This window comes from Kitasatospora sp. NPDC059599 (assembly GCF_042735125.1).
Classification (GTDB): domain Bacteria; phylum Actinomycetota; class Actinomycetes; order Streptomycetales; family Streptomycetaceae; genus Kitasatospora.
Genome location: NZ_JBHWCL010000160.1, coordinates 1 through 21,951, shown reverse-complemented (window position 1 = coordinate 21,951; position 21,951 = coordinate 1). Strand labels below are relative to the sequence as shown.

20 protein-coding genes are annotated in these 21,951 nt (G+C 75.1%); 13 read left to right on the top strand and 7 right to left on the bottom strand.

What is annotated here, in order from left to right; translation table 11 throughout:
• Positions 1-25: 25 nt before the first annotated feature.
• The gene (locus ACFV04_RS36870) at positions 26-1,477 is read right to left on the bottom strand and encodes a lytic murein transglycosylase (RefSeq protein WP_380535279.1); all 1,452 of its coding nucleotides are present in this window, start codon (positions 1,475-1,477) and stop codon (positions 26-28) included.
• Between the two features lie 572 nt (positions 1,478-2,049).
• Here ACFV04_RS36870 and ACFV04_RS36865 point away from each other — a divergent pair.
• Positions 2,050-2,433 (top strand): hypothetical protein, encoded by a 384-nt coding sequence (locus tag ACFV04_RS36865; protein ID WP_360257584.1) that lies wholly within the window; start codon positions 2,050-2,052, stop codon positions 2,431-2,433.
• 18 nt (positions 2,434-2,451) lie between these two features.
• Positions 2,452-2,760, top strand: coding sequence for a hypothetical protein (locus tag ACFV04_RS36860; protein ID WP_380535277.1), 309 nt, complete (start codon positions 2,452-2,454; stop codon positions 2,758-2,760).
• 67 nt (positions 2,761-2,827) lie between these two features.
• Here the strand turns inward: ACFV04_RS36860 and ACFV04_RS36855 are convergent, their stop codons facing one another.
• From ACFV04_RS36855 to ACFV04_RS36845, 3 genes are all read right to left on the bottom strand, one after another.
• Positions 2,828-4,468 carry an alpha/beta hydrolase gene (locus ACFV04_RS36855; protein WP_380535275.1) on the bottom strand — a complete coding sequence of 547 codons (1,641 nt, stop codon included), beginning with the start codon at positions 4,466-4,468 and terminating at the stop codon, positions 2,828-2,830.
• Between the two features lie 142 nt (positions 4,469-4,610).
• Positions 4,611-5,252, bottom strand: coding sequence for an NAD(P)-dependent oxidoreductase (locus ACFV04_RS36850; RefSeq protein WP_380535273.1), 642 nt, complete (start codon positions 5,250-5,252; stop codon positions 4,611-4,613).
• 66 nt (positions 5,253-5,318) lie between these two features.
• A complete protein-coding gene (locus ACFV04_RS36845) occupies positions 5,319-6,239 on the bottom strand; it encodes an EamA family transporter (RefSeq protein ID WP_380344731.1) in 921 nt (306 codons plus the stop codon).
• A gap of 111 nt (positions 6,240-6,350) precedes the next feature.
• Here ACFV04_RS36845 and ACFV04_RS36840 point away from each other — a divergent pair, with 111 nt between their 5' ends.
• A complete protein-coding gene (locus tag ACFV04_RS36840; RefSeq protein ID WP_380344734.1) occupies positions 6,351-6,848 on the top strand; it encodes a MarR family winged helix-turn-helix transcriptional regulator in 498 nt (165 codons plus the stop codon).
• A 68-nt stretch (positions 6,849-6,916) separates the two neighbouring features.
• Here ACFV04_RS36840 and ACFV04_RS36835 read toward each other — a convergent pair whose 3' ends face one another.
• The gene (locus ACFV04_RS36835) at positions 6,917-7,750 is read right to left on the bottom strand and encodes a methyltransferase domain-containing protein (RefSeq protein WP_380344736.1); all 834 of its coding nucleotides are present in this window, start codon (positions 7,748-7,750) and stop codon (positions 6,917-6,919) included.
• A 50-nt stretch (positions 7,751-7,800) separates the two neighbouring features.
• Between ACFV04_RS36835 and ACFV04_RS36830 the strand changes: the two genes are divergently transcribed.
• Together ACFV04_RS36830 and ACFV04_RS36825 are read left to right on the top strand one after the other, a co-directional pair.
• On the top strand, positions 7,801-9,276 hold the full coding sequence (locus ACFV04_RS36830) for a PLP-dependent aminotransferase family protein (RefSeq protein ID WP_380535271.1): 1,476 nt from the start codon (positions 7,801-7,803) through the stop codon (positions 9,274-9,276).
• Between the two features lie 393 nt (positions 9,277-9,669).
• A complete protein-coding gene (locus tag ACFV04_RS36825; RefSeq protein ID WP_380344742.1) occupies positions 9,670-10,692 on the top strand; it encodes a glycoside hydrolase family 3 N-terminal domain-containing protein in 1,023 nt (340 codons plus the stop codon).
• 172 nt (positions 10,693-10,864) lie between these two features.
• Here ACFV04_RS36825 and ACFV04_RS36820 read toward each other — a convergent pair whose 3' ends face one another.
• The gene (locus ACFV04_RS36820; RefSeq protein WP_380535269.1) at positions 10,865-11,689 is read right to left on the bottom strand and encodes a polysaccharide deacetylase family protein; all 825 of its coding nucleotides are present in this window, start codon (positions 11,687-11,689) and stop codon (positions 10,865-10,867) included.
• Between the two features lie 223 nt (positions 11,690-11,912).
• On the opposite strand from ACFV04_RS36820, the gene ACFV04_RS36815 reads away from it, so the two are divergent.
• The 3 genes from ACFV04_RS36815 (at position 11,913) to ACFV04_RS36805 (ending at position 13,159) form a co-directional block, all read left to right on the top strand.
• A complete protein-coding gene (locus tag ACFV04_RS36815) occupies positions 11,913-12,380 on the top strand; it encodes a hypothetical protein (protein WP_380535267.1) in 468 nt (155 codons plus the stop codon).
• Between the two features lie 247 nt (positions 12,381-12,627).
• A complete protein-coding gene (locus tag ACFV04_RS36810; protein ID WP_380344887.1) occupies positions 12,628-12,972 on the top strand; it encodes an ArsR/SmtB family transcription factor in 345 nt (114 codons plus the stop codon).
• Positions 12,973-13,015: 43 nt separating this feature from the next.
• Positions 13,016-13,159, top strand: coding sequence for a DUF6126 family protein (locus tag ACFV04_RS36805; RefSeq protein ID WP_380535265.1), 144 nt, complete (start codon positions 13,016-13,018; stop codon positions 13,157-13,159).
• Between the two features lie 52 nt (positions 13,160-13,211).
• On the opposite strand, the gene ACFV04_RS36800 is transcribed toward ACFV04_RS36805, so the two are convergent.
• Entirely contained in the window at positions 13,212-15,674 is a 2,463-nt protein-coding gene (locus tag ACFV04_RS36800; protein ID WP_380344753.1) for a cytochrome P450, read from the bottom strand.
• Positions 15,675-16,027: 353 nt separating this feature from the next.
• Here ACFV04_RS36800 and ACFV04_RS36795 point away from each other — a divergent pair, with 353 nt between their 5' ends.
• From ACFV04_RS36795 to galE, 5 genes are all read left to right on the top strand, one after another.
• Positions 16,028-16,798 carry a sigma 54 modulation/S30EA ribosomal C-terminal domain-containing protein gene (locus ACFV04_RS36795; protein ID WP_380535263.1) on the top strand — a complete coding sequence of 257 codons (771 nt, stop codon included), beginning with the start codon at positions 16,028-16,030 and terminating at the stop codon, positions 16,796-16,798.
• A gap of 183 nt (positions 16,799-16,981) precedes the next feature.
• Positions 16,982-17,419: a hypothetical protein gene (locus ACFV04_RS36790; RefSeq protein ID WP_380344759.1), complete on the top strand. Its 438-nt coding sequence runs from the start codon at positions 16,982-16,984 to the stop codon at positions 17,417-17,419.
• Positions 17,420-17,681: 262 nt separating this feature from the next.
• A complete protein-coding gene (locus ACFV04_RS36785) occupies positions 17,682-19,886 on the top strand; it encodes an RICIN domain-containing protein (RefSeq protein WP_380535261.1) in 2,205 nt (734 codons plus the stop codon).
• 262 nt (positions 19,887-20,148) lie between these two features.
• On the top strand, positions 20,149-20,811 hold the full coding sequence (locus ACFV04_RS36780) for a hypothetical protein (RefSeq protein WP_380535260.1): 663 nt from the start codon (positions 20,149-20,151) through the stop codon (positions 20,809-20,811).
• Positions 20,812-20,968: 157 nt separating this feature from the next.
• The coding region (gene galE, locus ACFV04_RS36775; RefSeq protein WP_380535258.1) for a UDP-glucose 4-epimerase GalE at positions 20,969-21,951 on the top strand (983 nt) is incomplete at its 3' end.

Below are 21,951 nucleotides of genomic sequence, written 5' to 3'. Positions count from 1 at the left end.
GTGCGGGAACCGCGCCCCTCTCGGTTCACTTCTTCGCGGCGGCCGACGGTGAGACCGAGGCGCTGGGGGTGGTGCTGGGCGCCGCGCTCGGGGTGCCCGTCGCCGTCGGGGCGGGGGTCGGGCAGCCGGGGGCGCCGGTGGGCGTCGCCGTCGGGGTGCCGGTGGGCGTGGCGGTGGGGGACGGGCTGCCCGTCGGGGTGGGCGTGCCCGTGGGAGTTCCGGTGGGCGCGCCGGTCGGGGTGGCCGTGGCCGTCGGGTCCGGGCAGGCCGTGGGCGTACCGGTCGGGGTGCCCGTGGGCGTGCCGCTCGGGGTCGTCGTCGGCGTCCCGGTCGGGGTGCCGGTCGGAGTGGACGTCGGCGTCGCGGTGGGCGACGGCGAACCGGTGGGCGTGGGCGTCGTGGTGGGGGCCGTCGTCGGCTCCGCCGACGGCGACGGGTTCGGCGCGGGCGTGACCGGCGTGACCGGCGTGGTCGGCGCCTGGGTCGGCGTCGGTGCGGGCGGCGGGGTCGTGGCGCTGCCGCCGCTGGTGGTGCCGCTGCCCGCACCGCCGCCGAGGACCGGGAGGAACGGCGAGGGCAGCGAGGACGACGGGAACGAGGACCCCGGGCTGTTCGGGACGGTGGTCACCGTGCCACTGCCGTAGTGGGCCATCCAGTTGCGGACGGTCCGCAGGTACTCGCCCGAGTTGTTGTAGCTGAGTACCGCCCGGTCGAGCTGGGCCGGGTCGGCGAGGTCGCGGCCGCCCGCGCACAGGTAACGGCCGGCGGTCTCGGCGGCGTCGAAGACGTTGTTCGGGTCGGCCTTGCCGTCGCCGTTGGCGTCCACGCCCCAGGAGGCCCAGGTGGAGGGGATGAACTGCATCGGTCCGACGGCGCGGTCCCAGCGGGCGTCGCCGTCGTAGCGGCCGCCGTCGGTGTCGGGTATCGCGGCGAAGCCGTTGCCGTCCAGTGCCGGGCCGAGGATCGGGGTCAGGGTCGTGCCGGAGGCGTCCACCTGGCCGCCGTTGGCCTGTCCGGACTCGACCTGGCCGATCGCCGCCAGCAGTTGCCAGGGGAGGTGGCAGCCGGGGGAGCGCTGCGCCAGCGAGGCCTCGGCCTGGCGGTAGGCGGCGAGCACCGTGGAGGGCAGCGCGGGCCCGGTGGCCGCGAACGGGCCGGCGACGGGTGCGCCGGGCAGCGCGCCGGGCGGCAGCGGGAACTGGAGGGTGCCGCCGCCGTCGGCCGGGACGCCCGTGCCGGCGGTGCCGGGAGCGGGGGTGCCGAACGGGGAGCCGGCGGCCTGCCCGTGGTCGGCATCCTGGGCGCTGGCGCCGCTGTTGGGACCGGTGTCCGCGGCTGCGGCGGGCGCGAGCCCGAAGCCCGTCACCTGGGAGCCGGTCAGGGCGGCCAGCGCGGCGAAGGCCGCCGCCGTCCCCGTGACCCGCTTGCCGATCCGGAGCTTCCGCCCGCCCCCGCTGCTGCCGAACCTCGCCGTCATCCGTGTCCCCTCCCCATCGCCGTCCGGACGATCCCGGAACGGTTGAGCCGTCGTCATCGTGCCCGTCCGCCTGGCGCCCGCACCCGCAGACCGGACGATTAGTATCACGACGATCTGACAGGGACAGGGTGACCCGGAGGGGACCAGGGGCCCACCGAGGGGTTGACTCGGCACGTCAGCGGGGGTGCGGCCGGCCCCGGGGGTGCTGCCCGGGGCCGCCGGCCTGCGGTTGTTCCACCGGCTTCCGGCGGCATCTCGCCTTCCGGTAACGGGAGTTGACCAAGGGCCCAACGGTGGTCGGACGGGCGCCCCGGCGCCGGACCGGCGGTTCGGAGCACGGGGGTGGTACGTGCCCGGTGTTTCGGGCTCCCCGGCAGCGCCCGCGAGCGACCCCTCTGACCTGCCACGTCGTCAGGCGCGCGCGGCCGCCTCCCTAGCAGGGCGGGTCCCCGGACGCCAGGGTGCGCCCCCGACTCGGCCCTGGACGGGTGACGTTCCGGTGAAAGTGGGCATGCCAGGAATCACCGCCCGGCATGCTGTGCCGCGTGATGATGCGGATGGAGGTCCGGACCGTGAGCGCGAACCTGCCGGAGACCGTCGTCGAGGGAGCGGTCGTCCTGCCGGCGCCCCCTCGGGTGGTGGACGACCTGGCCCGTGACCTGACCCAGGCCGCCGCCGCCGTCCGGGCGGTGTCGCGGACCTGTCGCTCCGGTGGCGACGTCGCGGTCGCCGCCTACACCGCCGTGGTGTGCACGGGCCTGTCGGCCGCCCGCGCCCTGGAGGAGGCGGCCGCCTGGTGCCGCCAGGCCCCCGAGGCCGAAGTGCACTCGCTGGCCTGGGCCCTGGTGCCGGGGCACCGGGAGGACGTCCACGAATACCGCGTCACCATGGCCGTCAGCTTCCCCGACGACGAGACCGGCGAGCACCTCGGGGACACCCACCGGGCCCGGCGTTGAAGGTCGTATCATCACCCCATGGCTGAGGGGAGTACGAACGACATGGTGAACGAGACCGCCGAGGGCGCGGACGGGGCCGCTCCGGAGCCCCGGGGCGACGACCCGCAGGAACTCTCGCGGGCCGCCGCCGTCGGTGCCACTGTGCTGGCCGTGGTGTGCGGCGCGGCCGTCATGTTGGCGATGTTCCACTGGCTGGGGTGGAGCGTCCCCGGGGTCGGCTGGATCGTCGCCAAGGCGGGGATCAAGCTCGCCGTCGGCGGCTTCGCCGGGCTGGCGGTCGGCCTCGCCTGGCTCCGGGCCAGGCTGTCGGCCCGGTCCCGGAGCTGACCGAGGAGCCGCCTCGACCCGCCTGCGGTGAGGCGCCGCCTCGACCCGTCCGCGGCGAGGGACAGCCTCAACCCACCTGCGGCGAGGCGCAGGTGAGGTCGCGCGCGGGCGCCCGGTCGTCCAGCAGGTAGCGCTCGACCACGTCGGTGACGCAGGCGTTCGGCCCGGGGTACTGGCCGTGGTCGCCGTTCCCGGTGACGGTGACCAGCTTCGAGCCGCGCAGTGCGCGGTGGGCGCCGACTGCCGCCTCGTAGTAGGTCGCCGGGTCGTGGACCGAGTTGAGCATCAGCGTGGTCGGCAGGTGGGCGCCGGTGACCTTGACCGCGGGCGCCGGGGCGACCGGCCAGTCGGCGCAGACCGCGCTGAAGGCGAGCGTCCGGGCGCCCACCAGCGGCCACCGGGCGGTGTTCTCGGCGCCGAGCCGGACCCAGGTGTCCAGGTCCTTGGTCCACGGGGTGTCGTTGCAGGTCACCGAGAAGTACTCGGCGAGGAAGTCGGGGCTGAGGTAACTGTTGAACGCGGTCGCGGTGGCCGTCCTGGTGGCGGCGTCGGCACCGTCCCAGTGGTCGACGGTGGTCAGGAGCCGGGCGACGTCCGGGAAGTAGGAGGCGCTGTAGAGCCCCGAGATCGCCAGGTCGTCCAGCTGGTTGGGGCCGATCGTCAGCGAGCCCTCGACGATGGGCGCGTCGTGCAGCGCGGCGCGCCGTTGCTCCCAGTGCGCCCGTACCTGCTCCGGTGTCGAGCCCCAGTGGTAGGTGGCGTCCCGGGCCGCCAGCCAGGGCACGAAGTCCTCGTCGAAGCGGCGCTGGAAGCTCATCGGCTGGCCCAGTTGGAACTTCTCCCAGCTGCCCTCGAAGCCGATGTTGCTGTCCAGCACCATCCGCTCGACCCGGTGCGGGAAGAGCGTCCCGTAGTAGGCGCCGATCATCGTGGCGTAGGACGGGCCGTAGTAGCTGAGCTTGCGCTCGCCCAGCAGGGAGCGGAACAGGTCGATGTCGTGGGCGGTCTGCTCGGTGGTCAGGTAGGGGATCAGGTCGCCGCTGCGCTCCTGGCAACCGGCCACCAGCTTCTCGGCGTTGGCGAGGACGCGGTCGGTCGCGGCGGGGGACTGGTCCCGGTAGTCGCCGGCCAGGAACTCCTGGAACTCCTCCGGCGTCTGGCAGACCGCCTTGGTGCTCGCGCCGACCCCGCGCTGGTCGAAGCCCACGATGTCGTACGCGGCGGCGACGGCCGGGGCCGCGCCGGCCAGGGTGGCCGGGCGCAGCAGGCCCGACCCGCCCGGGCCGCCCGCCGCCATCAGCAGGGTGCCCTTGCGCCGGGCCGGTTCGGTGGCGCGGTGTCGGGAGACGGCGATGGTCAGGTCGGCCCCGGTGCCCGGGTGGTGCCAGTCGCGCGGGGCGGCCATGGTGGCGCAGTCCAGGGCGGGCTGCTTCGCGCAGGGCTGCCAGTTCAGGGTCTGGTGGGTGTACCGGGCGGGTGCCGGGTCGGCGTCGCCCGGGTCGCGGGCGGTGTCCGCGCCGGCGGTGGCCGGAGCGGCGAGGCCGGCGAGGAGGGCGGCGGCCACGACCAGCGCGGCGCGCCGGACGCGGGGGCCGGCGCTCGGAGCGGTGCGGGCCGAGGCCGTGCCGGGCGCTGCGGTGCCGGGCGCTGCGGTGCCGTTCGAGGTGGTGCCGTTCGAGGTGGTGTCGGTCGATGCGGTGTTCGTCACGGGAACGATCCTGTCCCGGTTCTTCCTGACGATCGATCACCCGGGCTTCCGTCTTCGGGGTGGTGCTGGCTACACCCCCGGCCGGGTGCCGGCCCCGGGATCCCTCCGGCGGCGGGACGCCGGGACCGTCGCCCGCGGCCCCTCAGTACCCGGCGGTGAACCGGGCGCGGCGGTGGGCGGGCCGCTCGACCTCGTCGAGGAGTGCGATGGCGAGGTCCTCCATGGAGATCGCCGAGTTGCCGTCGGCGTCGACCAGCAGCTCGTCAAGGCCGAGCCGGAACCGGCCGGTGCGCGCGCCGGGTTCCAGCAGTGCGGCCGGGCTCAGGTACGTCCAGTCGACCTCGGCGTCGGCCGCGCGGTAGAGGTCGAGCTGCTCGTTGCAGGCCAGCGCGATCGGCCGGATCTCGGCGGGGAAGCCGGGGGACTCCACGAGGGTCGTCCCGTCGGAGCCCGGGACGGTGAGGCTGCCCGCGCCGCCGACGGCCACCAGCCGTACGCCGGTGCCGGCGATGCCCGCGAGCAGTCCGGTGGTGGCGGCGGCCAGTTCGTGCTCGCTGCCGGGCACCGGGCGGGTCGCGGTGACCACCGCGTCCTGCCCGGCGGCTATCCGGGCGACGTCCGCGGGGTTGCGGGCGTCGCCGACCGCGATGGCGGCGGCGGACGGCAGGCCGTGCGGCTTGGCCGGGTCCCGGAGGACGGCGGTGACCTGGTGGCCGCGGGCGAGTGCCTCGGCGACGACCCGGCCGCCGACGTTGCCGGTGGCGCCGAACACGGTGATGCGCATGGGGAGTTCTCCTTGGACGTGATGCGTGCGGATGGGTGACGAAGGGGCCGGGGTGGCCGCGCGGGGTCAGGCGTTCTCGCGCACCGGTGGTGCGGAGGCCGACCGGGCCCCCGGCGCGGACGGACCGGTCGTGCGGGGCCGCTGGGTCTGGGCGACGACGAGCGAGCCGAGCACGATCAGCGCGCCGAGCGCCTGCAGCGGGCTGAGGTCCTGTCCGAGCGCCAGCCAGCCGATCACGGTGGCGACCACCGGGCTGAGCAGGGCGAGGAAGGAGACCGAGGTCGGTGTGAGCGCCCGCAGACCGCGGAACCAGAGCACGTAGGTGAACGCCGCGCCGATCAGGCAGAGGTAGCCGTAGCCGAGCAGGTTGGCGCCGGTGTAGTGGGTCGGCGGCGCGCCCTCGGTGAGCAGCGTGACCGGCACCAGCAGCAGTCCGCCGGCGGTGAGCTGCCAGCCGGTGGTGGCGAGCAGCGGGGCGGGGGACGCCCAGCGCTTGGAGAGGACGACGCCGGCGGCCATGACCACCGCGCCGCCGAGGGCGGCGGCCACCCCGAGCGCGTCCAATGTCGCACCGGCCCGCAGGACCAGCAGGCTGACGCCCGCCACGCCCGCGATGCCGGAGAGCACGGTGCGCAGGGTGAGCCGGTCGCCGAGGACGGCGGCCGAGAGTCCGGCGGTGATCAGCGGCTGGACGGCGCCGACGGTGGCCGCGATGCCGCCGGGCAGGCGGTAGGCCGCGATGAAGAGGAGGGCCTGGAACGCCCCGATGTTGAGCGCGCCGAGGACCAGCGCGCGCCACCACCAGCTGCCCTGCGGCAGCCGGCGGGTGAGGGCGATCAGCAGCAGCCCGGCGGGCAGGCAGCGCAGGACGGCGGCGAGGAGCGGACGGTGGGGCGGGAGCAGCTCGGTGGTGACGAGGTAGGTCGTCCCCCAGACGGCGGGGGCGAGGGCGGTCACCAGCACGACGGCGAGGCGATGTCTTAGCACTAAGCCAATGTATCTCAGCGCTAAGGCATTCTTCGCCGCTCCTCGGCGGTGACGTGGCTCACAGTTACCTCACCGCTAAGGAAACCCTCGCGCATCGCCTACCCTGGTGCCGTGGCAGATCATGTGGACCGCGTCGTCGCGCAGTGGGCCGCGGAGCGCCCCGACCTGGACGTCTCCCCGATGGAGGTGTTCGGCCGGCTCAAGCGCCTCTACCGCCTGGTGGACGCGGCGCTCAACCGCACCTTCGCCGAGCACGGCCTCGACGCCGCCTCCTTCGACGTCCTCGCCACCCTCAAACGCAGCGGCCCGCCCTACCGCCTCACCCCCACCGGCCTGATGCAGTCCGCCATGGTCACCTCCGGCGCCATCACCCAGCGCCTCGACCGCCTGGAGGCCCGCGGCCTGGTCACCCGGACCCGCAGCGACCAGGACGGCCGCAGCCGCGAGGTCGCCCTCACCCCCGAGGGGCACGCCCTGATCGAACGCGCCCTGCCCGACCACCTCGCCACCGAGTTCGGCCTCCTCCAAGGGCTGGACGACGACCGCACCGCCGCACTGGTCGACGCGATGCGCACCCTGCTGGCCACCCTCGGGGACGGCGAGGAGTAGCCGGGCGATTCCGTCCCGGGGGACCACCCGCTGCCGCGGCCCGGGCGGCCGTCCGCCGCGGCGCGGCCTCACGGGTTGACCGCGACCGCCTTGAAGAAGGTGTAGTGGAACGTCCCGCCCGGCCCGGCCGCGCGGCGCAGCTCCGCGATGCCCCGGTCGAAGTCGTCCGGCGTGCTCAGCCCGGCGGCCAGCGCCTCCGCCCGGACGGCCTCGACCATCGCGACGAAGGTCCGCAGGGTGAAGCCCTCCGCCAGGGCCGGGCGGCCGTCGTCGGCGTAGACCGTCCGCGGGCGCACCGCCACGTCCGTGAAGCCCGCCTCCGACAGCAGCGGGTGGAGGCGGCGGCCGAGCAGCCCGTCGCCGCCCGCCTCCGCCTGGAGGCGGACCAGGTGGTCGATCGTGCGCCGGGCCGCCGGGCTCTGCGGGTGGAAGAAGGCCGAACCGTGGTCGCCCTCGATCACCGTGATCGTGCCGCCCGGCCGCAGCACCCGCCGCAGCGCCGCCAGCCCGGCCGCCGGGTCGGGCAGGTGCTCCAGCACGAAGCAGAGGAAGACGTGGTCGAACGCGCCGTCCGGGAAGGGCATCCGGTGCAGGTCGCCGTGGTGCCAGGTGACCTCCGCGTCGGGCGCCTGCGCCGCCACCCGGGCGCGGGCCTGTGCGAGCGACTCCGCCGACAGGTCCATCGCGGTGAGCAGGACGCCGGGGCCGGAGGCCAGCAGGTGCACCGTCTGCGCCCCCACCCCGCAGCCCGCCTCCAGCACCCGGCTCCCGGCCGGGTACGCCGTGCCCGCGTGCAGCAGGTCGGCGAGGGTGTCCGCCTGGTCCCCGAGGCGCTGCGCCTCGGTGTCCGAGTAGCCGTGGACGTAGTTCGTGTTCTCGGGCCGTGCCGTTTCCGTGGTCATGGACCCCACCCTCGCGCCACTATGGTCCGGTGAACAGGTCCAAACGTGCCGTGTCCGACAGGTCCAAAGAGGCCGGTGCCGACTTCCTCCAGCTCGACACCGCGGACGCCCCGCCCGGCGGCCTCACCGACTGGCTCGCCCGCCGACTGCGTGAGGCCGTCGCCGACGGCCGGCTTCCGGCCGGCAGCCGACTGCCCGCCGGCCGGGTGCTGGCGGCCGAACTCGGCGTCTCCCGCGGGGTGGTCACCGACGCCTACCGGCGGCTCGCCGAAGAGGGGCAGCTCTCCGGGCGCGGGCGCGGCGGCACCGTCGTGGTCGGAGCCCCGGCCGCACCCGTCGCCCCGCCCGCACCCGAGCCGCCCCACCCCGCTGCGGCGGCACCCGAGCTCTTCGGGGACGACCCCGACGCCGAGGTGTTCGACCGGCTGCGCGGCACCCCCGCCCGGATCGACCTCACCCCCGGCCTGCCCGACCTCGCCGCCTTCCCCCGCACCGCCTGGCTGCGGGCCGAACGCGCCGTCCTGGACGGCCTCGCCGCCCACGACCTCGGCTACGGCGACATCCGCGGCACCCCCGCCCTGCGCCGGGCCGTCGCCCACTGGCTCGCCCGTAACCGGGGCATCCGTGCCGACCCCGACGAGGTCCTGATCGTCGCCGGGACGGCCCAGGCCCTCGCCCTGCTCGGCCGGGCCTTCGATCGGACCGGCATCACCGAGGTCGCGGTCGAGGACCCGGGCTCCCTCGGCGCCCGCCGCCACCTCGCCCACTGGCTCGCCGCCACCCCGCCCGTCCCGGTCGACGCCGAGGGCATCCGGGTCGACGCCCTGCGCGCCACCGGCGCCCCCGCCGTCCTGCTCACCCCCGCCCACCAGTACCCGACCGGCGTCGTCCTCGGCGGCGACCGCCGCCGCGAGCTGCTGCACTGGGCGGCCGAGGGCGGCCTGGTCATCGAGGACGACTACGACGCCGAACACCGCTACGACCGGCCGCCCGTCCCCGCCCTGCGGGCCGCCCTGCCGGACCGGGTCTGCTACGCGGGCAGCGTCTCCAAACTGCTCGCCCCCGCGCTGCGCACCGGCTGGCTGCTGGTGCCGGCCCGGCTCCGCGACGCCGTCCTCGACGCCAAGCGCTTCGCCGACCTCGGCAACCCCGTCCTGCCCCAGCTGGTCCTCGCCCGCCTGATGGAATCCGGCGAACTCGACCGCCACCTGCGGCTGCTGCGCCGCCGTCACCGCCGCCGCCGGGACGCCATGATCGCCGCCATCCGCAGCGACCTCCCCGGCGCCACCGTCCACGGCGCGGCGGCCGGCCTCCACCTGATGCTCACCCTGCCGGAGGACCTCGGCTGCACCGACACCGAACTGGCCACCGCCGCCCTCGCCCGCGGCGTGAAGGTCCAGCCCCTCTCCTGGCACACCCGCCTCCCGGCCCCGCCCGGACTGGTCCTCGGCTACGCGGCGGGCGCACCAGCGGAGATCGCCGAGGGCATCGCCGTCCTGGGGCGGCTGGTCCGCCACGCAGGGTGAGCGCGCCCGGTCCGGCCGCCCGGCGACGAGGTCCTCTCCGTTGACCGGTACCGGAGCGGGGCGGGGACGCGCGGGCGCGGCGGAGCGTCCTGGTCCCGGTCGGAAGGCATCCGGGCACCTCGCGTTCCTGCGGTGAAGTAGCTGTCGGATTATCGGATGAATCTGATGCGGGGCGGACTGGTGGAACCGGGCCGTGGGTACGCTGACGGGCCGTAGTCCGCTGTCGACCCAGGAGGCGTGATGGCTCCCTTCCGGCGAGTCGCCCAGTTCGGGGCCATGCTGGCGGTCCTGGGGGCCGCACTCGGGCCCGTGCCGACCGGGGCCGCGCCCGGGCCCGTGCCGACCGGAGCCGCGCCCGGGCCGCGCCTCATCCACCCCGAGAGGACCGTAGCGATGGACGCCCAGGAGCAGGAGGACTCCCGCGTGCTCGCCGGCCGGCGGATCGTCCTCTCGTACGCGGGCCCGACCCCACCGCCCGAGGTGCTGCAGACGATCCGGGAAGGCCGGGCGGCCGGAGTGATCCTGTTCGGCGAGAACATCACCGGGCCGGAACAACTCGCCGAAGCGGTCGACGCGTTGAAGCAGGCGGCGGCCGAGGCACCGAAGCCCCGCACGCTGCTGCTGATGACCGACCAGGAAGGCGGCAAGGTCCGTCGGCTGCCCGGTGCGCCCGAACTCTCCGCCCGCCGCGTCGGGTCGGCGCCGAACCCGCGCGCCGCCGCGGTGGCCTCCGGCACCGGCGCCGCCCGGACCCTCACCGACGCCGGGCTCAACGTCAACCTCGCCCCGGTGCTCGACGTCTACGACACCCCGGACAACTTCATCGACCACCACGAGCGTTCCTTCGGCCAGGACCCCGCCACGGTCGGGCGCCTGGGCAGTGCCTTCCTCGCCGCCCAGCAGGGCCTCGGCGTGGCCGCCACCGCCAAGCACTTCCCGGGTCTGGGCACCGCCCCGCTCGACGGAAACACCGACGAGCGCCCGGTCACCCTCACCGCGCCGCTGCAGGAGATCCGGGCGCGGGACGAGGCCCCCTACCGGGCCGCCATCGCGGCGGGCGTGGGGCTCGTCATGGCCTCCTGGGCGGTGTACCCGGCGCTGGACCCGGAACGCCCGGCCGGGCTGTCTCCCGCCGTCATCCAGGGCGAACTCCGCGGCCGCCTCGGCTTCGACGGCGTCACCGTCACCGACGCGATGGAAGCCGGCGCGCTCGCCCCCTACGGTGACACCGGCGACCGCGCGGTGGCTGCCGCGGAAGCCGGCATGGACCTGCTGCTCTGCTCCGCCCGTGACCCCCGGCAGGGCGCGGACGCCGCCGAGGCCCTGGCCGCCGCCCTCGACTCCGGCCGGCTCGACCGCCACGCCTTCGCCACCGCCGTCTCCCGCGTCGACGCCCTGCGCGCCGCCCTCGACTGACGGGCCGGGCAGCGGAGCAGGCGGCGGGCGGTTGGTGGGCGGCGGAGCGGTCGGTCGGCGGGTGGGCGGCGGAGCAGGCGGGCGTCGGCCCGGTGCGGGAGCCAGGCGGCGATGCGCGGACGCGCCGCCGCCGGCTGCCCCGGCGCGCGGGGCTGCTCCCCGGGCCGGACGGTCACGGGTCGAGCAGTGTGCGCGGGTCGATGACGCGGTAGCCGCGTGCCCGGGCGCCGTCGATGATGCGGGGGAGGGCTTCGGCGTCGAGGCAGGTGTCGGGTCCGCCCTCGTCGGTGGCGCCGACGTGGAGCTGGAGGACGGCGCCCGGGGTGAGGGCGGCAAGGGCGCGTTCGACCGCGCGGTCCGCCGTCATGCCGTGGCCGGGGCCCAGGTAGCCGTTGGTGTCGGCGGTGAACTCCAGGTCGGCGTAGCCGAGTTCGTTGACGGTGGCGATGGCCTGCGGGGTGGTCTCGCTGTACGGGAAGCGGAAGAACGGCAGCGGGTCGGTTCCGGGGGCGGCGCGGCGGATCGCGGTGTCGGCACGCCGTACCTCGGTGCGGGCCCGCTCGGCGGTGAGGGCGGAGAAGTCCGGGTGGCTGTAGGAGTGGTTGCCCAGGCCGTGGCCGGCGGCGGCGATGGCGCGGATCGCCCCGGGGTGCCGGTCGGCGAAGTCGCCGGTGGGGAAGAACGCGGCCGGGGCGGCGCGGTCGCGCAGGACGTCGAGGACGGTGTCGAGTCCGGTCTCGTCCCAGGCAGCGTTGAAGGTGAGGACGAGGACGCGTTCCTCGGTCGGGATCCGGCGGATCTCGGTGCCCAGGAGGGACGCCGGGGGTGAGGCCGGCCGGGCGGCGCGTGGTGGGGCGGGCGGCGCGGAGGACGCCGGTGGTGGCGGTGGTGCCGGTGGCGTGGCGGTCGGCGTGGCGGCCGGTGGGCCGGCGGCCGTCAGGGCGAGGAGGGTGGGGAGGGTGAGGAGGCCCGCGGCGGCGGTGCGGAAGCGGTTCACCTGGGGTCAACGCTGCCGTCGCCTGGAAGGTTGTGGCCGTTCGGCCGGTCGAGGGTGATCGCGCCATCGAAGGTCTGGTTTCGGTCGAGGCGGCCGTTCCAAGGGTAAAAGCGTTCGGGGCATAGGAATCGCATGGCAGAGTTTCTGTCGTGGACCTATGAAATGTCATATGTGCCACGCCACCTGTCCCTGATCGTCCTCACCGCCTCCCAAGGAGCAGTCAATGAACCGCATCGCCAGGATCGCGGCGGGCACCGCCGGTGCCGTCGCCCTCTTCGCGGCGCCCGTGCCGGCGTTCGCCTCGGCCGCGACGGCCACCGCCGCCGCGGCGACCGTCACCACCTGCGGGTGGTCCGGCCTGCAGGCCGGGCTGTCGACCAAGGTCTGCGCCGACGTCACCGGCGACAGCGTCGTGCTGTACGGGCAGATCGGCCTGGCCGGCCCGCCGTCGCCGGGCACCCCGTGGCCGCCGGCGCCGCAGGAGCTGCTCACCCGGCTGTCGGCCGACGTGGCCGGTGGCACCTCGCTCGGCGCGGTGAACGGCCGCACCGTGTTCACGGTCAGCACCGTGCGGGTCGACGGCATCTCCACGACCGTGCCGTGCGGTTCGACCGTGCACGCGTCCTTCTCGGTGGAGGCGATCTGGCGCGGACCAGCCCCGGTGACGGTCGATGTGCCTGTAGTCTGCTGACGGCTCGTCACCGTGACTGCCGAGCCCGGGAGTTGGCAGCGTCCCGGGCTCGGCGTCGGCGTGCCCGGGCGCGGTCGCAGGTGTGGCGTGGGTCACTTCCGCGCGTCGACGGGAAGCCGCCGGGCTGTGACGACTTGAAGAAATCTTCATCTGTCCGCGATGATGCCTACCGGCCGCGGCACGGACCCGCCCGGTCAGGACGATCACCGAGCCGGCCCGAGCCGGACCCGAGGGAGGCATGCGGACGATGCCGGTCCCGCTGTACCAGGCCAAGGCGGACTTCTTCCGCACCCTCGGCCACCCCGTGCGGATCCGGGTCCTGGAACTGCTCCAGGACGGACCCCGGCCGGTGCGCGAGCTGCTGGCGGAGATCGAGGTCGAGCCGTCCAACCTCTCCCAGCAGCTCGCGGTGCTGCGGCGCACCCAGCTGGTCACGGCCACCCGTGAGGGCAACACGGTGGTGTACGCGCTCAGCACCCCGGACGTCGCCGAACTGCTGCGCGCGGCACGCCGGATCCTGACCGAGCTGATCACCGACCAGGGCGCGCTGCTCACCGAGCTGCGCGCGTCCGGCGTCCGACAGCCCCGCTGAGCCGTACCCGGCCCGTCCGCCGACCCGAGGAGAACCGTCCGCCATGAGCGACAGCACGAGCGACAGCACGAGCGAGGAGAAGCGGCGCCGCAAGGCGATGCTGATCCGCGCGGGCATCTACGTCTTCGCCACGCACCTGTTCGCCGGTTTCGTGCTGCTGCTGTTCGCACTCGGCGGCCGGAAGTAGGCCCTGTCCGCCCGTGCCCGGGGAGCCCGGCCCGCCGCAGGCGCCCGTCCGTTCACCGGCGCCGCTGCCCGCCGTCCCGCACCAGGTAGCGGTCGGTGGTGCTGGTCCAGGCCTGCACGCCGGCGACCAGCTCCCGGGTGCCGTCCAGGTACCAGCGCCCCGCCGGGTGGCGGCGCTGCAGGTCGCGGCGCAGCTCCTCGCTCTCCCGGCGCAGCAGTGCGACCCGGTCGCGGACCGCGCGGACGGCCCGGCTGCGGGTGCAGCCGCGGGCCCGCTGCAGGGTGAGTACGGTGTTGAAGGCGGCCGCGGCCTGCCGTTCCTCCCGTTCCAGTGAGTAGAGGTCGTTGATCAGGGTGGCGGCGTCGGCGGTGTTGGCCCGCAGCCGGTGCAGCGCGGGTTCCGCGTGGAGGGCGGCGGGGGCTTCGGTGCCGTGGACCCGTTCCAGTATGTTCATGAACGGGTAGAGGCAACTGCCGTGCCGGCGCAGCCGCATGGTGTCGGCCAGGCCGAGGCCGCGGGCGGGCACGGTGCCGCGGGCGCGGTGGTCGGCTTCGGCGGGGAAGGTGGCCAGGCACGCCCGCCACTCGCGGGCCGCGCGGGCGCACCAGGCGGGGGACATCGACGCGCTCTGGCGGTTCCACAGTTCCCGCCAGGAGTCGAGGAGCGGGGAGTCCGGCGGGGTGTCGTCGCCGTCGAGGAGGGCGATCAGCGGGTCGACGAGGGCGTGGGCCTCGGCCGGGCGGCGACCGGGGGTGCCGTCGAAGCGGTCGTCGAGGATGGTGAACCAGCCCAGGACGTCCACCAGCAGGTCGAGTTCGGTGCCCCGGGTGCGGGGGAAGGCGTGGCCGATCAACTCGTGCAGGGCGTAGGCCCGGTAGCCGGGCAGCTCCGCGGGGGTGAGCAGGCCGCGGCGGACCGCCCAGTCGGCGTGCCGGTCGGCGGCGGCGAGCAGGTCGCCGGGCGGGCGCGGTGGCAGTGCGGCTGCGGGGGCGGCGGTGAACGGGCAGCCGCCCGGTGCGGCGGGCTCGTCGGGCGAGGGCGTCGCGCCGCTCCCGGGCGCCGGCCGTTCGGCGCGAGCGGTCATGGGGGCCCGTGTCCCGCCGGACGTCCGCTGGTCGCGCGGGACCGGCCGGACGCACAGCCCCTGCGCCTGGACCGTGGTCCACACCACCTCCCGGGCCCGCGATCCCGGCTCGGCGACCGGCCGCCAGCGGCGCAGGACGCCGGCTGCCGCGACGGTCAGTTCCGCCCAGGCGAAGGCCTCGCCGATGCACTTGTGCTTGCCCGCCCCGAACGGCAGGAAGGAGGGCCGGCCGGCGCCACCGCCGTCCTGCCAGCGCTCGGGGCGGAAGTCGAGCGGTTCGGGGTAGCGCACGGGGTCGCGGTGCAACGCGGTGAGGCTGTAGAGCAGTTCGGTGCCGGCCGGGATCCGGTACGGGCCGAGTTCGACGGGGACCCGGGCGGTGCGCATCAGGAAGGCGTTGGGCGCGTGCAGCCGCACCACCTCCTGGGTGACGCCACGGGTGTAGGTGAGCCGGGCCAGTGCCTCGGGGGTGGGGACGGTGCCGGCGGGCAGGTGCTCGTCGAGTTCGGCCAGGACGCGGGCCTCCACCTCGGGGTGGCGCAGCAGTTCGTCGAGCAGCCAGGTCAGGGTGGTGGAGACGGTCTCGGTGCCCGCGCCGAACATGGTGATCGCCTCGGACCGGACGTCGGCCTCGGTGAGCGGGCGGCCGGTGGCCGGGTCGGTCGCGGCGCGCAGCAGGGCGGGCAGGGTGCCTCGGCCCTCGGCGGAACGGGCTTTCGCCGCAGGTCCGTTGACGGCCTGGTCGACGACCCGGTTGAGCACCCGCACGGCGGCGTCGAAGCGCCGGTTGACGGGCAGGGGCAGTCGGGCGAGTGACGGGTGTGGGTAGAGGGACTGGACGATCTGGCCCTTCACCAGGTCCGGCAGCGCCCGGTGGAAGGCGAGGGTGGCGTCCTCGCTGAGGCGGGCGCCGAACAGGGAGCGGGTGACGATCTCCAGTGCGAGGTGGTTCATCTCCTTGGCGACGTCGAGGACCTGACCGGGGCGCCAGCGCCCGACGCGTTCCTCGGTGACCTGGTGCATCACGGCCAGGTACTCGGCCATCCGGTCCGGGCCGAAGGCGGGCTGGATGATTCGGCGCCGGTCACGGTGGGCCTGTCCCTCGGACATCAGCAGGCCGTCGCCGAAGGCCGTCTTGAGGGTGTCCTGGACGGCGCCGCGCGGGCAGTCGTGGGCGAGCGCGACGAGCAGGGTGTGGACGAGCCGGGCGTCGGTGACCACGCAGACGGTGCGTGGTCCGAGTCGGATGCGGACCACGCCGCCGTGGCGGGCGAGGGAGCCGAGGAAGCCGAGCGGGTCGCGCAGCAGGGCGGCGGCGTGCCCGAGGCCGGGGAGGGCGCCGGGGGCGAGCGGCGGGACGGCCGCGCGGGCCAGGGGGGACGGGCGCGGCGCGGTTCTCGGGGGGACGATCCGTTTCCGTGTCTCGGTCATCAGGGTCATGACACTACCTCTCACAGAGGGGCCGGCGCGGACGGTGCCGGGAGGGGCACCGGCGGGTCGGCCGCGAGGCGGGGGGACCGGCCAGTGCGGTCCCCGCGCGCACCCCCACTGGAGGGCGCACGCCATGGCAAACGCGCCCGTTCCACGGGCGTTGCGCCGAACGCGCGGGGATCACTCCAACGGCCGATCTCCCTGACCCTTCCGTGCCTGCCCGGGAGAGTCGGGTTGACCTGCGCCGATGTGCTGGACCCGAAGGCCCCCCGCAGGGCCCGACCGCAGGGTCTTTGGACCCTCGCCGCGCGGCCGCCCGAAGGCCAGCATGGTGGCGGAGAAGGAGGGCTCTGATGACCCGTTTGCGCCACCGGCCCGCGCTCGACGTCCGGGTGGAGATCCGCGGCGAGCTGCCGCGCGAGGACGCCGAGTATGCCAGGGCCCGGGCGCTGGTCACAGCCACGGCGCTCGGGCCGGACACGCACGCGCTGCGGCTGCGGCTCACCCGGACGGTGAGCGGGGACCGGTGGCTCAGCCGGCCCGCGCTGGCCCAGGTGGACGTCGAACTGGAGGACACCGGGCCGGTCCGGGTGCAACTGGCCACCGGGACCGCACGGGAGTCCGTCGACCTGGTGCTGGGAACGCTCACGGGACGGGTCGTCCGGCTGCGCGAGCAGGGCGACATCGGCTTCGCCGCCACGTACGAGAGCGCCTACCGCCCGCAGTACGTCGACCGTCCGCTGGCCCGACGGCGGATCGCCCGGCACAAGACGGTGGTGCTCGCCACCCGCACCCCCGGGCAGGCCGCCCGCGAACTGCTGGCGCTGGACCGGCGGTTCCACCTCTTCGCGGACGCCGCGACCGGACGCGACAGCCTGGTGCACCGCTGCCCGCTCAGCGGCGTCGTGGAGCCGTGCGCCGTCGGCAGCGACGCAGTGCCGCCGCTCGACCCCGCCGAGGCGGCCCGCCGGCTCTGGCTCACCGGCCGCCCGTTCGTCGGGTACACCGACGTCGCCGACGAGCGACTGCGCGTGCTCTACCGCCGCTACGACGGCCATTACGGCTTGATCGAACCGGTGTCGGGCCGCCGGAACGGGGCAGGAACCAAGTCGGCACGGGACTGACACGGCGATGACACGACCGCACACGGATGCTCCACGAACTCCGGCACCCCGGCACTCCGGTGCTCCCGGCGGTCAGGGGGCCCCGGTGCTCCGCGGAACGCCGGTGCCGTACGAAGCACCAGTACTCCACGAACTCCACGAACTCCACGAACTCCACGAACTCCACGACGAGGGGCCGGGACCATGGACTGTGACGAGGTCATGCTGACCGTCCGGATCACCGCAGCCGAACGGGCACTGCTGCGCGAACTCGCGCGCGGGCACGGCGGCGACGTGTCCGACGTGGCGGTGGACGGCCTGCTGGAGGTCATCCCCGCCCTGCACGACGACGCGTCCGTGCTGCCGCTGATGCGGGTCCTGGCCCGGCCCGCGCCCTTCGCCCTCACCTTGTGGCTGCCCGCCCCGGTCGCGGACCTGCTGCCGCTGCTCGGCGAGCGGCTCGTCCGTGCCGGCGGCCCGTCGGCCGGGCCGGCCAGCGCCGCGCTCTCCGCCGCCCTGCGGCTCTGGCTCGCCGGGGACCGCGTCGCCCTGGCGGGTGCGCTGGCCCGACTGCACGGCGGCTGCGGCGCCGCAGCCGTGGCGGCGTCCGCGGGGGCGCGGGCGGTGGGGGCCGCGGCCTGACTCTCGTCCGTCGCTGACGGACCGCCACGGTCCGGACGGTGCGCACGCTTCCGGGTGCGCCTTCGGCCCTCCCACGCCGTTTCCTCGGTCCACGGACGGTTCTCCCGTGCCGTCGGCCTGCGCCGCCCGATCGAACGGATCGAAAAGTTTCGCAAGAGGTTTCTGTTATTCCCTGGGGTCCCTTTCGCTCTCCGGAGTGTCGGAAGGCCTGCGCCGCTCATTCACCACAGGGCGCGGGTCGTCGCACGAGGAAAGGAACGCGATGGGACACCGGAGCAGCGAGCTTCGTCGGCGAAAGCGCCGCAGGCTCACCCGCAGGAGCGCCCTGGTCGCCGCAGCCGTGGCGGCAGGGCTGGTGGCGGGGACGCTCGGCATCCGCACCGCGCTGGAGCCGGCGGGCGTGCACGGCGCCGTCACGGCCGCGGCGGACGTGGCCGACAACTCGGGCTCGCAGGCCGGGTTGATCGGCGACGACGGCGGGCCGGGGGAGACCGGCACCGCCGAGGGCGCCACCCAGGCGCCCGCGCCGAAGCGGGACGAGAAGGCCGTGCCGCTCAAGGCGATACCCAAGGACCAGCCCGATCGCGGCCTGGTCTACGCGGGACTGAGCCTGCCGGGCAGCGACCGCTGCGGCGGCACGCTGGAGGTCACCGGCAGCACCCAGTGCAGCCACGGCCCGGACGTTCCGCCCAAGGGCGTCGACATCCACCAGGACGTCGCGCCGGTCGCGGCCCCGGCCGCGCAGGCACCCGCGCTCACCCCCGCAGCCGGTGCCCAGCCGCCCGCCGCCGCCGATCTGCTGAAGGGCTCCGCGCCCGTCCTGGACGCCACGCAGAAGGCGCTGCTCGGCGGCTCCGGCACCGCTGCCGCGGAGCCGGCCGGGGCCGCGCCCGCCGGGTCGAAGCTGATCTGCGACGGTGACGGCAGCAGCGGTAACCGCGTCCAGGTGGTGTACGTCCACGCTCCGGGCAGCGACCGGTTCGCCCAGTACCTGCCCTCGTTCAAGAAGTGGGCCGCCGACGTCGACGTCATCTACAACGCGAGCGCCGCGGAGACCGGCGGCGAGCGGCACGTCCGCTTCGTCACCGAGGGTGACTGCACGGCCTCGGTGCTGAACGTGCAGATCTCCGACTCCGAGATCCAGGACTTCAACGCGAGCAACCGGGCCCTCGCCGCGCAGGGGTTCAACCGCAAGGACCGCAAGTACATGATGTTCACCGACGCCAAGGTGTACTGCGGGATCGGCACCTTCGCCGGGGACGAGCGCCCCAGCCAGGACAACCTGAGCAACTTCGGCCCCTCGTACGGCCGGACCGACTCCGGCTGCTGGAGCGGCAGCACCGCCGCCCACGAACTCGGGCACAACCTGGGCGCGGTGAACAACAGCGCGCCCAACTCCAGCAAGGCCGGGCACTGCGTCGACGAGTGGGACATCATGTGCTACTCGGACGCCCCCAACTACCCGCAGATGCGGACCGTCTGCCCGGACCGCGCCCATGACGACCGGCTCGACTGCAACCACGACGACTACTACAACACGTCTCCCGCGCCGGGCAGTTACCTCACCACGCACTGGAACGTCGCCAACAACCGCTTCCTCATCTCCGGCGGCGGCACCGGTCCGAACCCCACTCCGACCCCGACCCCCACGCCGACCCCGACCCCGACTTCGACGACCTCGCCCACCCGCACGCCCTCGCCGTCCCCGACGCCCACCGGCAGCCCCACCGCCACGCCGACCGGCTCCCCGTCGCCGACCGCGACCCCGACTGCGGGCAACACCGGTCCTGACGTGACGGTCAGTCAGATCACCCAGAACTCCGTCATGCTGAGCTGGAAGGCCGCTCCGTCGGCGGCCGCCTACGACGTGCTGCTGAACGGCCAGGCGATCGGCACCGTCCGCTCGACCGTGGTCGGCGTGGTCCGCCTCGCCCCCGGCACCTCGTACACCGTGGCGGTCGCCGTCCGCGACGCCGCCGGCGCCGTCGGCAAGCCCGGCCGCGCCGCCACCTTCCGTACGGTCTCCGACGCCGGTCGCCCGCAGCCCGGCGCGAACTACACCATGGTCAACGGCCTCACCGGCCAGGCGGCCGACCTGTGGGGCAGCTCGATGAACGACGGCACCGTGGCCATCGCCTACCAGCGCACCGGCTACGCCAACCAGAAGTGGCAGTTCGAGGACGCCGGCGACGGCTCGGTGCGGATCAAGTCGGCGCGCTCCAACAAGTGCCTGCAGCTCGGCGGCGCCCCGGTCGCCGGCCAGTACGTCGCCCAGCAGCCGTGTTCCGACGCGGCCGCGCAGAAGTGGCAGCTCACCGCCGCGGACGGCGGGTTCACCGTCACCGCGAACGGTGGTTCGATGGTGCTGGGGCTCAGCGACCGTTGGTACTACGGCGGTTGGCTGCTGGAGCTGCAGCAGGCGAACGGCCGGCCGTACCAGACCTGGTCGCTGCTGAAGACCTCGTGAGCCGGTAGGCCCGCGAGTCCGCGGGGCGCTGCGGCAGTGGCGCGTCACGACCGCCGTGACCGTCACGACTGTTGCGACCGTTGCGACCGTCATCACTGCGACCGTCGAGCGTCACGACCGCCGAGCGCCACGACCGCGAGCCGCACGACCTGAACCGTTCGGTTCCCACGCCGGGTCCGGCCGTCCTCCCTCCCGAGGCGGCCGGGCCCGGCGCCCCCGCTTCCCGCGCCCGTCCCGCACACCGCCACGAGGAATGACCGTCATGCGAACCCGCCCGATCCTCGCCGCCGCCGCGCTCGCCGTGGCGGCCGTCCTGCCCGTCGCCGTGCCCGCGGCCGCCCACGGGGACAGCGTCCACCTCGACGTCACCGGCCAGCAGAACGGCCATGTCAGCACCGTCGCCACCTGGGAGAACGACCGCGACCCGGTCACCGAGGGCTTCGCCGGCACCCTCTCCGCCACCGCCGCGGACGGCCGCGCGGTGGGCCCGTGGCGCCTGGTCACCGTCCCGGGCCACCCGGGCACCTACACCACCCGGGAGATCCTCCCCGCCGGGCACTGGCAGGTGACCGTGGACTGCGCGTTCCCTTCCCTGGGCCACGCCCAGCGCGAACTCGACGTCGACGCCACCGTCATCAACGACCCCGTGCCCGCAGGCACGGCGGCCTCGCCGTCGGCCGGCTCCACCGCCGGGCCCGCCCCGGAACCGGCCACCGGGCCGACCCTGGAACCGGTCACCGGGTCCGCCCCCGCCCCGACGTCCGGTCCCGCGCAGCCGACCACCGCCGGGGCCACCCGTGACACCACGGCCGCCCCCGACGGCGGGTCCGGCTCCGACAGCATCACCTGGGCCGCCGTCGGCACCGCCGCCGCGGCCGTCCTCCTGACCGCCGCCGGTCTCTGGCTCCGCCGCCGCCGGTCCTGAACGGCCCCGCCCCGCCGGCCCGCCTGGCGTGCCCCCCGGCGCCTGGACTGGTCCCCCCCGGGACGCCTCCGCGGGAACCGCCCGGGTACGAACCGACGTCCCTTCCTGTCATCGGGCGCCACCGGGCGCCCGGCCGATCGCAGGGGAGCGTCCGCGCATGAAGAAGGTCCTGATCGCCGGCGGTGCGGGGTTCATCGGCAGCACGGTGGCGTCCGCGCTGATCGACCGGGGGATCACCCCGGTCGTGCTGGACGACCTGTCGAAGGGCCGCGCCGAGTTCGTCGAGGACCGGATCTTCTACCGGGGCGACATCGCCGACACGGCCCTGCTCGACCGGATCTTCGCCGACCACCCGGACATCGACGCGACGGTGCACTGCGCCGCGAAGATCGTCGTACCGGAGTCGGTGGCCAAGCCGCTGTACTACTACCGGGAGAACGTGGCCAAGACCATCGAGCTCCTGGACTCCCTCCAGCGGCACGGCTGCACCCGCGTCCTCTTCAGCAGCTCCGCCTCCATCTACGCGCCGACCCCGGACGCCCGGGTCGACGAGAGCAGCCCGGTCGACGCCAACAGCCCGTACGCGCGCACCAAGCAGATGATGGAGCAGGTGCTCCAGGACTGGACCCGCGGCGAGGGGGCCGAGCGCCAGCGCGTCATCGCCCTGCGCTACTTCAACCCGATCGGCGCCGACCCGCAGCTGCGCACCGGCCTGCAGGACCTCCACCCCACCCACGCCCTCGGCAAGTTGATCGAGGCGCACACCACCGGTGCGCCGTTCACCGTGACCGGCGTCGACTGGGCGACCCGGGACGGCTCCGGCATCCGCGACTACGTCCACGTCCAGGACCTCGCCGAGGCGCACGTCGCGGCGCTGCTCCGCTTCGACGGGGTGATCGCGCCGGACGCGGCGGACCGCTACCGCGTGATCAACGTCGGGACGGGGGACGGCACCACCGTCCGTGAGCTGATCGCCGCCTTCGAACAGGCCGTCGGCGCCCGGCTCGACGTCCGGGAGGCGGGGCCGCGCCCCGGTGACGTGATCGGCTGCTACGCCGCCGTCGACACCGCCCGCGAGCTGCTCGACTGGCAGCCCCGGCGCGGCATCGCCGAGGGCGTCGCCGACGCGCTCGCCTGGCG